This window comes from Paraburkholderia sp. RL17-380-BIE-A (genome assembly GCF_046028085.1).
Lineage (GTDB): Bacteria > Pseudomonadota > Gammaproteobacteria > Burkholderiales > Burkholderiaceae > Paraburkholderia.
The window spans coordinates 30932-47305 of sequence record NZ_JARESQ010000001.1; the positions used below are offsets into that span (position 1 = coordinate 30932).

General features: G+C 61.0%; 10 protein-coding genes and 2 pseudogenes. 9 read left to right on the top strand and 3 right to left on the bottom strand.

Annotated features, from left to right (window positions below; all coding sequences use genetic code 11):
- Positions 1-4: 4 nt before the first annotated feature.
- The 3 genes from P0D68_RS00160 (at position 5) to P0D68_RS00170 (ending at position 3882) form a co-directional block, all read left to right on the top strand.
- Positions 5-1561: a methyl-accepting chemotaxis protein gene (locus tag P0D68_RS00160; protein WP_408295301.1), complete on the top strand. Its 1557-nt coding sequence runs from the start codon at positions 5-7 to the stop codon at positions 1559-1561.
- Between the two features lie 62 nt (positions 1562-1623).
- A complete protein-coding gene (locus tag P0D68_RS00165) occupies positions 1624-2370 on the top strand; it encodes a LysR family transcriptional regulator (protein ID WP_408295304.1) in 747 nt (248 codons plus the stop codon).
- A 396-nt stretch (positions 2371-2766) separates the two neighbouring features.
- Positions 2767-3882, top strand: coding sequence for a porin (locus P0D68_RS00170; RefSeq protein WP_091807926.1), 1116 nt, complete (start codon positions 2767-2769; stop codon positions 3880-3882).
- A 227-nt stretch (positions 3883-4109) separates the two neighbouring features.
- Here the strand turns inward: P0D68_RS00170 and P0D68_RS00175 are convergent.
- Positions 4110-4241 (bottom strand): annotated as a pseudogene (locus tag P0D68_RS00175) (alpha/beta fold hydrolase); the annotation flags it as partial.
- A gap of 364 nt (positions 4242-4605) precedes the next feature.
- Here P0D68_RS00175 and P0D68_RS00180 point away from each other — a divergent pair.
- The 6 genes and pseudogenes from P0D68_RS00180 (at position 4606) to P0D68_RS00205 (ending at position 14471) form a co-directional block, all read left to right on the top strand.
- Positions 4606-7821 carry an efflux RND transporter permease subunit gene (locus P0D68_RS00180; protein ID WP_408295307.1) on the top strand — a complete coding sequence of 1072 codons (3216 nt, stop codon included), beginning with the start codon at positions 4606-4608 and terminating at the stop codon, positions 7819-7821.
- A 25-nt stretch (positions 7822-7846) separates the two neighbouring features.
- Positions 7847-9136, top strand: coding sequence for an efflux RND transporter periplasmic adaptor subunit (locus P0D68_RS00185; RefSeq protein ID WP_408184094.1), 1290 nt, complete (start codon positions 7847-7849; stop codon positions 9134-9136).
- A gap of 26 nt (positions 9137-9162) precedes the next feature.
- Complete coding sequence (locus P0D68_RS00190; protein WP_408295310.1) at positions 9163-10635, top strand: efflux transporter outer membrane subunit; 1473 nt, start codon at positions 9163-9165, stop codon at positions 10633-10635.
- A 177-nt stretch (positions 10636-10812) separates the two neighbouring features.
- On the top strand, positions 10813-11334 hold the full coding sequence (locus P0D68_RS00195) for a general stress protein (protein WP_408184096.1): 522 nt from the start codon (positions 10813-10815) through the stop codon (positions 11332-11334).
- A 123-nt stretch (positions 11335-11457) separates the two neighbouring features.
- Positions 11458-13827 carry an ATP-dependent Clp protease ATP-binding subunit gene (locus P0D68_RS00200; protein ID WP_408295313.1) on the top strand — a complete coding sequence of 790 codons (2370 nt, stop codon included), beginning with the start codon at positions 11458-11460 and terminating at the stop codon, positions 13825-13827.
- A pseudogene (locus tag P0D68_RS00205) lies at positions 13737-14471 on the top strand (IS6 family transposase). Before P0D68_RS00200 ends, P0D68_RS00205 begins: the two are co-directional and overlap by 91 nt.
- On the opposite strand, the gene P0D68_RS00210 reads toward P0D68_RS00205, so the two are convergent.
- Together P0D68_RS00210 and P0D68_RS00215 are read right to left on the bottom strand one after the other, a co-directional pair.
- Positions 14434-14682: a hypothetical protein gene (locus P0D68_RS00210; RefSeq protein WP_408295889.1), complete on the bottom strand. Its 249-nt coding sequence runs from the start codon at positions 14680-14682 to the stop codon at positions 14434-14436. The pseudogene P0D68_RS00205 and the gene P0D68_RS00210 overlap by 38 nt on opposite strands.
- Positions 14683-14844: 162 nt before the next feature.
- A complete protein-coding gene (locus P0D68_RS00215) occupies positions 14845-15780 on the bottom strand; it encodes a substrate-binding domain-containing protein (protein WP_408295316.1) in 936 nt (311 codons plus the stop codon).
- Positions 15781-16374: the final 594 nt, after the last annotated feature.

The following is a 16374-nucleotide window of genomic DNA, read 5'->3' on the forward strand; positions in this document are numbered from 1 at the left end:
TACCGTGTTCAAGAATATCAGTATCCGCGCGCGCCTCGCGCTCACCGTGAGTTTTCTGGGCCTGCTGCTGGTGATCGGCGGCGCCATGGGCATTGCCGGCGTGTCGATGAGTAATAGCGACGTCGAGCAACTCTATTCAAATCAGCTCGCCTCTTCCACCGCGCTCAGCGAGGCCAGCGTCTCGCTATCGAGAATGCGTCTGTGGCTCTATCGCATCGCGCTCGACCCAACGAGTCCCAGCGTCCCGCAAAACGTGGAGAACGCCCAAAAACTGCTGAGCGCTTCGCGCAATTCGTGGGCGGCTTATCGCGCGTTGCCAGCAGATGGTCCTGAAGAAAGCCGCCTCACCGAACTCACTAACGCGAAGCTCGACGCCCTGATTGCCAACGGCATTCAACCGATGTTCGACGCGCTGGCCGCCCACGACTCGGCAAAGCTCGTCGATGCCGCCCTGCATACCCCACCGTCGCTTTTCATCGACGTGACGGAAGCCATGGACACGCTCGGCAAGTATCAGGTGTCCTCCGCGCGCGCCACTTATGCAGCGGCACAGGCGCGCTTTCGCCGCTTCGTCGAACTCGCGCTAGCCGGCATTCTGATTGCCCTGACCGCAGCCGCCTTCTCCTGGTGGTCGCTGCAACGCGCGATCAGCGGCCCGCTCGATCAGGCACTCCGCCATTTCAAAGCGATTGCCGACGGTGACCTCACGACGCAGATCGAGGTGCTTAGTCGCGACGAGATGGGCCAGTTGATGGACGGCCTGCAAGCCATGCAAAGCAAACTGGTCAGCACAATCGGCGCGGTGCGGGACGGCGCAACGTCGATCGACACGGCGGCGCGTGAAATCGCGGTCGGCAACGTGGATCTTGCGCAGCGCACCGAAGAGCAGGCCGCGTCGCTGGAAGAGACCAGTTCGTCGATGGAGCAGTTGACGTCGACCGTACGGCAGAACGCCGCGCACGCGAAGCAGGCCAAACAGCTGGTGACGAGCACCGCCATGCTGACCGATCAGGGCAATCAGGCGTCGCTGAAGGTGGTCGAGACCATGAAGGAACTGTCCAGCTCTTCGCACAAAATTGCCGAGATCACGAGCGTGATAGAAGGCATTGCGTTTCAGACCAACATTCTGTCGCTGAACGCGGCGGTCGAAGCGGCCCGCGCCGGCGACCAGGGGCGCGGCTTTGCCGTGGTGGCGGGCGACGTCCGCCTACTGGCGCTGCGTAGCGCGACGGCCGCCAAAGAGATCAAGGAATTGACGGGCAGTTCGCTGTCCCGCGTCTCGGCGGGCGCGCAGCAGGTGGACGACGCGAGTCAGACGATGACGCAAATTCTGGATTCGGTGCGCAAGGTCAGCGATCTGATGAGCGAAATTGCTTCGGCATCCGAAGAGCAGTCGATCGGAATCGAGCAGATCAATCGCGCGGTTGCCCAGATGGATCAGGTGACCCAGCAGAACGCGGCGTTAGTGGAGCAGGCCTCCGCGGCGGCGTTGTCGCTTGAAGCGCAGGCCGGCGATCTGGAAACCGCCGTTTCGGTGTTCCGCGTACCAGCAAGGCGCTAGCGATACGCGCGTAACACCCAAACCGTGAGAAAGGGAGACCTTGAACGGACACGCTTTACGCAATGAGAGTGTTCGTGCGGATCGTCGAGGCGGGAAGCCTGACGAAGGCGGCCGACTCCTTCGGCTCGACCGCGCCGAAGGTCTCCAAGCTTCTGCAAGGGCTGGAGCATCGCCTGGGTTGCAGGCTGCTGCAAAGAACGACTCGCAAAGTGTCGCTTACCGAAGACGGGCGCATGTACTACGAGCGCTGCGTCAGCGTCCTCAACGAGATCGATGATATGGAAGGCTCGCTCTCACATGCCAAGGTCTCGCCGCAAGGGCGCCTGAAAGTCAACCTGCCAATGGCGATGGCCAAGCATATCGTCATCCCCGCGCTACCGGCCTTTGTCGCGCAGTATCCTGACATCGACCTTGAGCTCGGGCTGACGGATCGTCACGTGGACGTGGTCGGTGAAGGCGTCGACTGCGTCGTGCGAGTGGATACGCTGGACGATTCGGGTCTGGTCGCGAAGCGTATCGGGATGATGCAAACCTGCACGTGCGCGTCGCCCGATTATCTCGCGCTGCATGGCATGCCCGAAACGATCGACGACCTCGATCGCCACCTCGGCGTGAACTACGTATCGGCGGATACCGGGCGTGCGCGCAACTGGGATTTCATGGTCGACGCAGAAGCGAGGGTGGTGCAGATGAGAGGCTCGGTGCTGTACGTGCCGAACCGGCACCTTCCAAAAAAACTCAAGGTATACATTGAATTCCTCGGCACCGTGTACGCAGCGAACCCTGTATTGCAAGGCGACGCGCTGTGACGTGAGTGTGTGACCTGAACGACACGGACATTCCTGAGTAAGCGCATGTTCATGTGCATGCTGGCCTATGTTCGCGCGTCGCCTCCCGATACGATGCCCCGCGCCTGCATCGCAGACAACGCAATGCTGCGTTGCATTTTCACCCCATATATCTATTTTTTTGGAGTGAATAACCTGCGAACTGGCTCAGCGAACTCTCACCCGAGGCTGCGCCACTAGAAGTCTCAGCCGGCCCGGATGCGTCGTCGACCTTGCGCAGTCCGCGCGCGTTCACCCGCACCGACGAGCTAAACCATCGCATTATTTATCGATCGATAGCTTCAATCAGGTCAGAAAAGTCCGGCTGCTCACGCAAGCTCAAGCTTCTGTTCAGATATTTATATTTTAGGTAAAGAGATGAAAATCAGAGTATCGCTCATTGCGTGCGGCTTCGGCGTGGCAACGATCTGTTCGAGCGCTTTCGCGCAGAGTAGTGTCACGCTTTACGGGCTTATTTCCGGTGGCTGGGCTTTTTCGACCAATCAGGGCGGCCACCACACCTATCAGGCTGTCAGCGGCACGAACCAGTCGCCGCGATGGGGGCTGCGCGGCAAGGAAGATATCGGCGGCGGCACCAGCGTCATCTTCACGCTGGAGAACGGCTTCAATATCTATAACGGCAATGCTTCATTTAATGCCCGCTTATTCGGCCGTCAATCGTATATCGGCGTGACCAATACGAAGTGGGGCACGCTCACGTTCGGGCGGCAATACGACACCGTGGAAGACCTGCTCGGCCTGAACACCGCGTACAACTGGAATGGCACGATTGGCGACAACGACAACACGTACGCCAACCTGCACGTCAACAACTCGATCAAGTACACATCGCAGAAGATCGCGGGTTTCCAGGCCACTGCGCAGTACGGCTTCAGTAACTCGACAACCGGTTTCAACGACAACCGCAGCTTCGGCGCGGGCGCGAGCTACAACTATGGCAGCCTGAACTGGAACGTCGCGTACACGGAGTTCGATTCGCCGTATAGTGCGACCAACCCGACCGGCGCCATCGATACCGATTATTCGCCCACCTACCTGACGTTCGACCGCAGCGCTTTGGGCACCCACGCCTACGCGAAGAAACAGCGAATCTTCGGCACGGGTGGTTTTTACAGCTTTGGCTTGCTGAAGCTCGGCGCGCTTTATACCGACGTCAACTTCAACTATCTCGACGGTCAGCACCTGAACATACAGAACTTCAGCCTGAGCGCGAATTACTATGTCCGCCCTGATTTCCTGCTTGGCGCGGCGTACGTTTATACGACCGGTGACTACACCATTACGGGCAAGAAACCGAAGTGGAACGAGCTCAACCTCGTCGCCGACTACTACCTGTCCAAGCGAACCGACATTGCGCTGATGGTCTACCTGCAGCAAGCCGGCGGGGGCGCGCTGGCGGATATTCAGGGCTACACCTCGTCGTCGACGAATCGGCAGATGGTGACGACGCTCGGGATGCGGCACACGTTCTAGCGGTTGCTGCAAGGTGCCGCTTCACTGTTCAGTCTCGCGCAACACTGTGTTGCCGGATCCCTCGCTGCATTTTTCGTGAGCGAGGTTTACACTTCTTTCGTCTCCTCCATGTCTCCTCCTGATGTGGATTCGGCCCGCCATGCGGGCCTTTTTTCTTTCTGCCGCGTTGCTTCCGCCGGCCTGTCGTTCGATCCTCGCAAGCTGGCCAAACCTGCCATGCAAATCGGCGCGAGGAACATCATCTGCGCGTCCCATGCGTCCGCGTCGAGCGGCCAGCCGTGGGAGAACGTAATCGTTTGGCCTGTACCCCAATCCTTTTAATAGATTTCCGTGCCGTCTCTGGTAGTGAAATATGCCATTGCTATTGCTCCTTTCGAGGTGATTGACCGGTGTCTGCCGGTGTGCCGAACGTCAGAGCAGTATTGGCGATAGCCGGCGAGCGCGATCTTTCTAATCGCCCGTAATTGTCGTATTCGCACGGCTATACCGACTGCTCGCCTGCGGTCTCACCGTTGGCGCTCTGTTTTTTTGCGCCGCCGCATCGTTCGCGTACAGCCGTCGTGCGAATTCGCAAAGTCAGTGCCTCGCAGCGAATCCTCGCAGTTCCAAAGACGCTAATCTCCTGCCATAACCAGTGACCGCTCCGGCTCACTCGACAACACTATCCGCCCCCCGTGCAACATCCGCCTGAACTCATCAGGCTTCCGTCATCAGGAATCCGTCATGTGGATCGTCAGACTTGCCTTGCAACGACCGTATACGTTCATCGTGCTGGCCGTGCTGCTATTCATCCTCGGCCCGCTGGCGATCATCCGCACTCCGACGGACATCTTTCCGAATATCAACATTCCGGTGGTCAGCATTGTCTGGTCGTACAACGGCTTTTCCGCCGAAGATATGGCGCATCGGATCACATCGAACTACGAACGCGCGCTGACCACCGACGTGGACGATATCGAACATATCGAATCGCAATCGCTCAACGGCGTGTCGGTGGTGAAGATCTTTTTCCACCCCGGCGCCGACATCAACCGCGCCATCGCCGAAGCCGCCTCGAACTCTGCGTCGATTCTGCGCGTGCTGCCGCCGGGCACGCTGCCGCCGAACATCATCACCTACAACGCCTCCACGGTACCGGTACTTCAGCTCGGCCTATCGAGCAATACGCTTCCCGAACAGACGCTGTACGACCTCGGCAACAGCTTCATCCGAACCCAGCTCGCCACCGTGCAAGGCGCGGCCGTGCCGCTGCCGTTCGGCGGCAAGATCCGCCAGATCATGGTCGAACTCAATCCGCAGGCATTGCAGGCAAAAGGGCTCGCGCCGGCTGACGTGGTCAACGCCGTGAATGCGCAGAACCTCATCTTGCCGGGTGGCACCGCGAAGATCGGCACCCGCGAATACAACGTGCAAATGAACGGCAGCACCGACACGGTCGCCGCGCTGAACGATCTGCCGATCAAGACGATCAACGGCGCGGTGGTGTACGTGCGTGACGTGGCGCACGTGATCGACGGCTATGCGCCACAAACCAACATTGTGCGCAGCGACGGCAAGCGCGCGGCGCTGCTGCAAGTGGAAAAGACCGGCAGCGCGTCGACGCTCACCATCATCCAGCAGGTCAAGGACATGCTGCCGAAGATCGCCGCAGGTTTGCCGAAGGCACTGGTCATCACGCCGCTTTCGGATCAGTCGCTATTCGTGAAGTCGGCGATCACCGGCGTGGTGCGTGAAGCGTTGATCGCGGCCTGCCTGACTGCCGTGATGATCCTGCTGTTTCTCGGCAGTTGGCGCGCCACGCTGATCATCGCCGTATCAATACCTCTCGCTGTGCTGACATCGCTGATCGCGCTGTCCGCTCTTGGCGAGACCATCAACATCATGACGCTGGGTGGACTCGCCCTGGCGGTCGGAATTCTGGTCGACGACGCCACGGTCGCGATCGAGAACATCACGCATCATCTGGAAACCGGCGAGCCCTTACACGATGCGATCCTGAACGGCTCGGGCGAGATTGCCGTGCCGACCTTCGTGTCCACGCTGTCGATCTGCATCGTGTTCGTGCCGATGTTCCTGCTCTCGGGTGTGGCGCGCTATCTGTTCGTGCCACTCGCGGAAGCCGTGGTGTTTGCCATGTGCGCGTCGTATTTCTTCTCGCGCACGTTGATTCCGACACTCGCGATGTATTTGATGCGCGCGCCTTCGAAAGACGGCAAAGCCGCACAAGGAAGGTTCGGCGGGCTGGTCCGGTTTCAGGCGCGTTTCGAACACCGCTTCGAGGCATTTCGCGGCGGCTATCGCAACGTTCTGCAAGGCGCGATTGCTCATCGTGGCCGCTTCATTCCGATCTTCCTCGTGCTGTGTTTCAGTTCGCTCGCGCTGATTCCGTTCGCGGGGCGCGACTTCTTCCCTGCCGTCGATACCGGAGAAATCCGTCTGCATCTGCGCGCGCCCACCGGAACCCGAATCGAACAGACCGCCCGCATCACCGACGAAGTCGAAGCGAAAATCAGCAGCGTAATTCCCAAACAGGATCAGGCGGCTGTGCTCGACAATATCGGCGTGCCCGTCAGCGGTATCAACCTGACCTACGACTCTTCTGATCCGGTCGGCCCGGAAGATGCCGACATCATGCTGACGCTCAAGCCCGGCGCCGGCTCGACCGCGGGCTATGTGGCGAAGCTGCGCAACGTGCTGAACGCGTCGTTTCCCGGCGTGACATTTTCGTTCCTGCCGGCCGATATCGTCAGCCAGATTCTCAACTTCGGCCTGCCCGCGCCGATCGATATCCAGATCGTCGGCAGCAAGCTCGAAGAAAATCGCGTCGTGGCGGATCGCCTGCTGGCAAAACTGCGCGGCGTGCGCGGTCTCGTCGATGCCCGCATCCAGCAACCGGGCGACGAACCCGCCATCGACGTGGACGTGGATCGCACCAAGGCCATTCAGGCCGGCCTCACGCAACGCGACGTCGCGCAGAACCTGCTGATCGCCCTGTCCGGCAGCTCGCAAACCACACCGAACTTCTGGCTCGATCCGAAGAACGGCGTGAGCTATCCATTGATGGCGGAAGTGCCACAGTACGACATTCACTCGCTGCAAACGCTCGCGAACATTCCGATCACGACCTTCGGCCTCACCACCGGTCCACAGAATCTGCTCGGCACACTCGGTACGATGTCGCGCAGCACGCAGCAAGCGGTCGTCTCGCACTACAACGTGCAGCCGGTGCTCGACATTTTCGCGTCGACGCAAGGGCGCGATCTGGGCGGCGTCGCCACGGACGTAGCGCATCTCGTCGATGCGGCGCGCGCCGAGTTGCCACCGGGTTCGTCGATCGTGATCCGCGGCCAGGTTCAATCGATGAACGAATCGTTCGGCGGCCTCGAAACCGGCCTGATCTTCGCAATCGCGCTTGTCTATCTGCTGATGGTGGTGAACTTCCAGTCGTGGCTCGATCCGCTCATCATCGTGAGCGGCTTGCCCGGCTCGCTCGCGGGTATCTCGTGGATGTTGTTCACCACTCACACCACGCTCAGCGTGCCTGCCTTGACCGGCACGATTCTCTGCATCGGCATCGCCACGGCGAACAGCATTCTGGTGATCAACACTGCGCGCGAGTTGTTGCAGCAAGGCGCCGATCCGCTCGTCGCCGCACTCGAGGCCGGCTTCAGCCGCTTCCGTCCCGTCCTGATGACGGCGCTCGCCATGCTGATCGGCATGATGCCGATGGCACTCGGTCTCGGCGATGGCGGCGAACAGAACGCACCGCTCGGCCGCGCCGTGATCGGCGGCCTCGGCATCGGCACGATTTCCACGCTGCTGTTCGTGCCGGTGGTGTTCGCGCTGGTTCACAGCCTGCTCGCGAAGCGCCGCGCCCGCCAGGCCGCTACCACGGCTACCACCGCTACCACCGCTACCACCGCTAGCCAGGCTCAATAACCAATGCCCACGATAGGACTCCATCATGAACACGCCTGATGCCACTCCGGAACACGACGGCGCCGTCACCAGCGCAGGTCTGCCTACCCTGCGCCCGGCGCCGCCACGCGAGACCGTCCGCGCCGGCGCACTGCGCCGCTACCGTCTGCCGCTGATTCTCGCGGGCGTCGCCGCTGTGCTGCTGATCATCGGCATCGTGCCGCGCTTGCGGGCCAGTTCGGCGCTGGACCAACAGGTTGCCGCGCAAACCGCGCTGACGGTCAAGGTCGTCTCGCCCGGCCACGCGCCGGCTTCGCAAGAATTGCTGCTGCCGGGCGCCGTCATGCCCTATGCGGATGCCTCGGTGTATGCGCGAACCAGCGGCTACATCCAGCACTGGACCAGCGATATCGGCGCCAAGGTGAAAGCCGGCCAGTTGCTCGCCACCATCGAAACGCCGGAACTCGACGCGCAATTGCAGCAGGCGCGCGCCGATGCGGCCACTGCGCAAGCCAACTACAACTACGCCAATACCACCGCGCAACGCTGGCAGCAGATGCTGCAAACGCAGTCCGTCTCGCAGCAGGACGCGGACAGCAAAACGGCCGACATGCAGGCCAAACACGCGACGCTGGCGTCGGCGCAGGCAAATGTCGCGCGCCTCACGGAGATGGTGTCGTACGAGAAAGTCACCGCGCCGTTCGATGGCGTGATCACGGTGCGCAACGTGGATGTGGGAGCGCTGGTCACGGCGGGCGGCACGCCCGGGCTCGCCGCGCCCGCCAACGAGTTGTTCCACATCGCGCAGACGGATGTGTTGCGTACTTTCACCGACATTCCGCAAAACGACGCGAGCTTCGTCAGCGTGGGAACGCAGGTTTATCTGACGACCCAGCAGTATCCCGGCCGCCAGTTCCCGGCGCGGGTCGCGCGCAGTTCCGACGTGATCGACCCATCGAGCCGCACGATGCGCGTGGAAGTCGACGTGGACAACAAGGACGGCGCGTTGCGTCCCGGCGCTTATGTGCAGGTCCATCTTGCCCTCGACACCGCGCATCCCGCACTCGAACTGCCGGTAAGTGCCTTGCTGTTCCGTCCGACCGGCGTGACCGTGGCCGTGGTCGGCGATAACAACCTGGTCGCGCTGAAGACCGTGACGATCGGCCGCGATTTCGGCACCTACGTGGAGATCGCCACCGGTCTCACCGCGACCGATCGCGTGATCGACAACCCTGGCGATGCGATCACCGCAGGCGAGGCCGTGCAGGTGATGGCGCCCGCTGCCGCTGCCGATGTCACGAAGGCCGCCTCCGCCGCGTCGGCTGCACACGGCTAATGCCGTTCACCCCAAGGAAGCCGACCATGCGCGCCCTGCCCCTGACATTCCTACGCAAGACCTTGGCGACCGTTGTGGCATGCGCGCTGACGGCATGCTCCACCTTGCCCGCCTATAAGGTGCCCGAGACGGCCGTGCCGGATCGCTACGCGGCGCCCACCCGCCCCGCGCAAGCGGCATCCGGCTGGGCCGTTGCAACACCAGTCGATACGCAGCCACGCGGCGACTGGTGGACGGTCTTCAACGATCCTGAACTGAATCAGCTCGAAGATCAGCTGCCGGTGTCGAATCAGAGCGTGCAAAAAGCCGTCGCGCAATTGCAGCAGGCACGCGCGCTGATCGATTACCAGCACTCCGGCTTTCTGCCGACCGTGACGGCCGGCGCCGCACAATCGCGTACACGTCTCTCGCAAAACGTGGAGGGCCATTCCCTCGCCGGCAAGACCGTGCCCGATTATTCGATGGGTGTAGCCGCCTCGTGGGAACCGGACCTGTTCGGACGCGTACGCGACGCCGTGACAAACGCGCGCGATTCCACCCAGGCCAGCGAAGCCGATCTCGAGGCAGTCCGACTTTCGATGAGCACCGATCTCGCGCGCAACTACTTCGCGCTGCGTGCGCTCAACATCCAGAAGAAGCTGCTCGACGACAGCGTGAGCGCCTACGCTGCGGCGCTGAAGATTCTCAGGCAGCAACTGGCCGACGGCGCCATCGACGCCTCCGCTACCGCGCAAGCCGAAGCGCAACTGGAAAGCACCCGCTCGCAAGCCACCGATATCGAGGTGCAACGCGCCCAGCTGACGCATGCCATCGCGACGCTGATCGGCGTGCCTGCGTCGTCCTTCTCGCTGCCGCCGAATATCGAAGCCATTCCCGTGCCGCAGATTCCGGCGGGCGTGCCGTCACAATTGCTGGAACGCCGCCCGGACATCGCGGCGGCGGAGCGGCGCGTGGCTGCGGCCAACGCGCAGATCGGTCAGGCGAAGGCGGCGTTCTATCCGGACCTCACGCTTAGCGCGAGCGTCGGGCTCGAGAGCACCTTCTTCTCTCCATGGCTAACCGCGCCGAGTCTGTTCTGGTCGATCGGTCCGCAACTGGTGGGCACGCTGTTCGACGGCGGCAAGCGCACAGCGGCGCTAAAGGGCGCCACGGCGCAGTACGACGGCTCGGTGGCCGACTATCGGCAAACCGTGTTGGTCGCTTTCCAGCAGGTCGAGGACCAGCTTTCGGCGCTCGACTCGCTCGCGAGCGAAGCGCAAAGCCAACGGCGCGCCACGGCCGCCGCGGAACTCTCGCTCAAGCTCACCCAGAACCGCTATCAGGCCGGCGCCGTCAGTTATCTCGACGTCGTCACCGAGCAAACCATTGCGCTGACCAACCAGCGCACCGAAGCGCAGGTTCAGGCAAGACGCGTGGAAGCGAGCGTGCAGTTGCTGAAAGCACTTGGCGGCGGATGGGATCGCACGGCGCTGGCGGTGTCATCGCAAGGCACAGAGTAATGCTCGTATGGCAATCACCGTGCGAATCGGAAAGAGAAACCGAAGCGCTTTTGCGACACTCGGCTTACGCGAACGCGACTTGAATCCCGCGACGCGGCCAGCGATGACAACGTCTTTCGTGGCCGCGCCGTATCCCACGCAACGACCTCATCGTGATGGTGTACCAGGAGCTGAACAATGAATCAGGACAACGCCGTCGTTTCAGTATTTTCGAGCCACGACGCCGCTGACGAAGCCGTCAAGGAATTGAGCCAGAACGGCTTCGACATGACCAGGCTGTCTATCGTCGGCAAGGGCTATCACTCCGAGGAACACGCCGTCGGCTTTTATACCGCAGGCGACCGCATCAAATCGTGGGGTGCAACCGGTGCGTTCTGGGGCGGCATCTGGGGCCTCTTGTTGACGCCGGCGCTGTTCCTGGTACCGGGCCTCGGCGTGGTCGGCCTCGCCGGTCCGATCGTGACGGCTGTCGTGTCCGCGCTCGAGGGTGCCGTGCTCGGCGGCGGCGTGACGGCGATCGGTGCGGCACTGGCGGAACTCGGCGTGCCGAAGAACGACGCTGTGAAATACGAAACGGCGGTCAAAGCTAATGGCTTCCTGTTGATCGTTCATGGCACGACGGAGGAAGTCGAGCAGGCGCGCGCCATCCTCAGCAAGCTTGGGCTCTTCACCGCAGCGGGAAGCGAAACCAGCTCGTAAGGGTATTGCCTTGCGAAGGTCACTCACGGCAGGCGTCGCCCACCAGGCAGCGCCGGCCGTTTCCATTTGCGGATCCTCACCCGGAGGATTCAACGGATTCACCCGATCAAAAGGACTATCGACATGCCTCAGGCTCTGTGTGACATCTGCGGCGCACGGCCCGCTTCGGTGCGCGTCACCGTACTGCAGGACGGCGAGCGGCGCGACCTCGACGTTTGCGACTTTCACTATGTCCAGCTGACGCGCCATCAACGTTACATCTCGCCACTGGAATCGCTATTCGGCAGCGGACTCTTCGACCAACCCGGCACGACGACGACGCCCACACCCCGCCGCGGGCAAATGTCGTCCGCGCACGACCGCAACCGTATCGAACAGCATTTCAGCGACCAGGCAAGAGAGATTCTGCAGCGCTCAGCCAAGCGCGCAGTGCTGTTCGGCAGCCGTGAAGTCGATACGGAACATCTTCTCTACGAATTGCCGGAAAGCGACGTCGTCCAGACCCTGCTCAAACAGCACAAGGTTTCCGCCGACGACATCCGCGCTTATATCGACGCCAACGCGACGCGCCGCCATGGCGCGCCCGTAACCACCAGGGTCCAGCTCGGCGTCTCGCCACGCGTGAAGAGTGCGCTCGATCGCGCCTTTATGATCTCACGCGAAATGGGTCATAGCTACGTCGGCCCCGAGCATATTCTGCTGGGACTCGCGGACGTGCCCGATAGCTTCGCCGGTGTGCTGCTCGCTAAACTTGGTCTCACGTCGCAATCGCTTTTGCAGCACTCGCTGCGGGTGGTCGGCAAGGGCGCGGAGCATGGCCGTGTGGATACGCCTTCGAAAACGCCCAAACTCGACGAGCATGGACGCGATCTGACGCGGCTCGCGCAGGAAGGCAAGCTTGATCCGGTAATCGGACGCTCGCGCGAAATCGAAACCACGATCGAAGTGCTGGCGCGCCGCAAGAAAAACAATCCAGTACTGATCGGCGAGCCCGGTGTCGGCAAGACGGCGATTCTCGAAGGCCTCGCGCAGCGCATCGTGAACGGCGACGTGCCCGAGGTGTTGCGCGACAAACGCCTGATCGAGCTGAACGTCAACTCGCTGGTCGCCGGCGCGAAGTATCGCGGCGAATTCGAGGAACGCGTGAAGCAGATCATGGAGGAGATCGTCGCCGGCCGGCACGAGGTTCTCATTTTCATCGATGAAGTACACACGATCGTCGGCGCAGGCCAGGGTGGCGGCGAAGGCGGGCTCGATATCGCGAACACGTTCAAGCCGGCCATGGCGCGCGGCGAACTGAACCTGATCGGTGCGACCACGCTGTCGGAATATCAGAAATACATCGAGAAAGACGCGGCACTTGAACGGCGCTTTCAGCCCGTCATCGTGGCTGAGCCTTCGGTCGAGCAAACGGTCAATATCCTGCGCGGTCTGCGCGACCGGCTCGAAGCGCATCACAAGGTGACGATTCAGGATCAGGCGCTGGTGGCGGCCGCCGAACTCTCCGAGCGCTATATTTCCGGCCGCTTCCTGCCGGATAAGGCGATCGATCTGATCGACCAGGCCGCGGCGCGCGTTCATCTTTCGCAAACCTCGCGGCCGATCGACATCCACGAAGGCGAAGCGGAAATCGCCCAACTCAAGCGCGAGCAGAGCTACGCGACCAGCCGCAAACAGTACGATCGCGCGAAGGAACTCGAAACCACCATCGACGAACGGCAGACCACGCTGCACGAAGCAACCGAGGGCTGGAAGCAGAAGATCGGCTCGAACACGGCGGAGGTAACCGCGCATCACGTCGCGGAAATCGTGTCGAAAATCAGCGGCGTTCCGGTCACGCAACTTACTGAAGCCGAGAAGGCCAAGCTGCTGCAACTCGAAGAGCGGCTGCATCAACGGGTGATCGGCCAGGAAGAAGCGATCCGGGCGGTCAGCGACGCCGTGCGGCTGTCGCGCTCGGGTTTGCAGCAAGGTCACCGGCCGATTGCCAATTTCCTGTTCCTCGGCCCTTCGGGCGTGGGCAAAACGGAACTGGCCAAAGCGCTTGCCGAGCAGGTATTCGGCGATGAAAACGCGATTGTGCGGATCGACATGAGCGAGTACATGGAACGCCATGCCGTCTCACGGCTGATCGGCGCGCCGCCCGGTTATGTCGGCCACGACGAAGCCGGCCAGTTGACCGAGCGTGTGCGCCGGCAAGCCTATAGCGTGATCCTGCTCGACGAGATCGAAAAAGCGCATCCCGACGTCTACAACATCCTGCTACAAGTATTGGATGACGGACGGCTGACAGATAGCAAAGGGCGCACGGTCGATTTCAGCAATACGCTGATCATCGCCACCAGCAACCTTGCGAGCGACGGCATTGTCACGTTGCCGAATGGGTCGGGTAACATCTGGCGATGCAGAACACAAAATCACTTTACCGCGGCCTTCGCTTTCCCGCGATCGTCATCAGTTGCGCCGTGCGCTGGTACTATCGGTTTCAGCTGAGCCTGCGCGACATCGAGTAGCTGCTATTCGAACGCCGTGTCGTCGTCAGCTACGAAACGATTCGACGCTGGTGCGACAAATTTGGCGCGGGCTTTGCACGACGGGTCAAAGCGGCTCGCCCCACACCCGGCACCACATGGCATCTGGACGAGGTGTTTGTGACGTTGTGCGGTGAGCCTTACCTGCTATGGCGTGCCGTTGATGAACATGGGGCCGAACTCGACATCCTGCTGCAGAAACGGCGGGACAAAGCGGCCGCCAAACGGTTCTTCAGGCACGTGCTTCGTTCTTGCCGCGTGCCGCGCAAGATTGTCACCGATCAGCTTCGTAGCTACCCGGCAGCCAAGGCCGACATCCCCGACCTGGCGAACGTCAAACATGTGTTCGTCAAGGCTGCGGCCCGGGTGAACAATCGCGCGGAGAATAGCCATCAGCCTACGCGTGAACGTGAGCGGCGCATGCGCGGATTTCGTGACCCGAAGCGCACGCAGGCTTTTCTCTCGAGCTTCGGACTGATCCGGCAGCACTTCGCGCTCAAGCGGCACTTGCTGCGCGCCTCGCTCTATCGCAAACAACTCGCTTCTCGATTCGCTGTGTGGCACGAATTCACAGCCGTAGCCCAAAATCCGTCGACCGCCTCCTGAGCGATTGACTCTTCTCCGGAGTCCGTGCCGCTGCCGACAAGTTGACAGTGCCCTTCAACGGGTGAGGAACCTGCGTCTCGCGGACTTCGACATAGCGTATCAGTGGCAGATGCAGCATTCCATCGAGCTGATCCTGCAACTGTCTGCTATCGAGAGCCCAAAGCGCATTGCCGAGCCCCGACGCATAGCCTTGCTCAACAACTGTCAGCACCAGCGTAACTGTCGTACTGAACAGCAAGACTCGGCTAAGTAAGGCGACAGCAATTCCACCGTGTTGCGTCTTGAACGTATTGGAAAGCAAGCCAGAATGCGTAGGCGGCAAGATCCCCTCCCGGGTAAGATGGCCGTCGTTGGAAACGCTGTACTGGAGCGCTTAGTGAGCGTAGTTCGCCAGCAACGAACGGATTGCGGCGTCATTCATGTTGTTCGGCGTCACCGTGACCACGTCAACAAATATCTGAGGGCGCGGCGGATGGCCCTGCAACGCCGAGACCAACCCTTCCAACGCAAGATAACCCATGCGGTAAGGGTCCTGCAATACATCGGCATATATGACGCCACGCCTGAGTCCGTCCATGAATTCCGGACGCCAGTCGAATACGACCAGGCGCGGGCGATCGGCGATCGCCTTTGCGTCAATGATCCGCAGGGCGCCGTAGGCGATCGGTTCGGCCGGCGCGAAAACGGCATCGAGGTGGCCCGGATAGCCGCTCAAGGCCTCCGTGATCAAACGCTCGGCATCACGGGGCCGGTACCCCACGTAAGTATCAACGACCACATCCCAACCTTTCTCCCGTGCGACGCTCAGAAACCCGTTTTCGCGCGCGGTCGTAGAGCTGATGTTCGTTGCAAGCCGTAACACGGCTACCTTGGCACCCTTTTGCAGGGCCGGTGCCAGGCTGAGCGCTGCCTTTCTGCCTGCACCAAAATTGTCTGTATACACGGTCGAGATGCCCCTGTAATCAGGGCTGTCCCGATCAACGAGGATCACTGGGACTCGGATCGAAACCTGCGTTTTGCTCTGCAGGGGTTCCGGCGCTAACACAACGCCGGCCACCCCCTGCTGCACCAGGTAGTCGATCATGCGCAACTGGAGATTCGACGTGTCCAGCGACGCCCCATCCGAAGGATTGCGTATCAGGAGATGCACATGCCGATCCTCAGCCGCCTGTTCAATGCCTTTGATCATTGCCTGGTAGAAGACAAGCGATGATCCGGGTAGGACGACACCGATTGTGGTCGCTCTCGCGGTCGATACGGTTGCGGTCAAGGCGGAGAGAAGCAAGAAGAACGAAAGAGTCTTGCGCATAGTGACTGACCTTCGTTATCGAGATCGCTCGAAATAGATCCCCGCTCACGGAGCAGGATTCCTTCAGACGATTACCTTATTCGGGGAGAACCGCTAAAACCAAGCTTCCACTCCACTATACGGCACGGCACGACTTCCGAACCGTGAGGAAGATTTCGCAACCGCTTTCACTGTTTCGTCGCGCTGCGTTCGCCCTCTGTTTCTCGCTACCCTTCAGTCAATCGACGCTCGTGCCGATTCTGTCGCATTGTGTTGGTGTTCAGAATTGGCGCTAGCCAGCGTGCACAGCACCGCTAGCATGTCCAGTAATTGCGCTAGCGTGCCTTGCATGTGCTGTTAATCAATTCGTGCATCGCACTTTACCTCGAAGCCGCAGCACCGCTTTTCGCACAGGAGACGTCTCGCGGATTATGGCCGCAGCCGAACACTACCACGCGTGCTAATCAAAATAGCTCTTTGCACAAGAGCTAAAGTTATCTTTCCTTAAACCAGATAACAAAACACAGAAGCGCTTTCTGACTGCATGCGGCCGGTAACGATCCTGAACTCCACCCAAAAAAAGTGTCCCTCGGATCGCATCGTCCGTAAGACTTG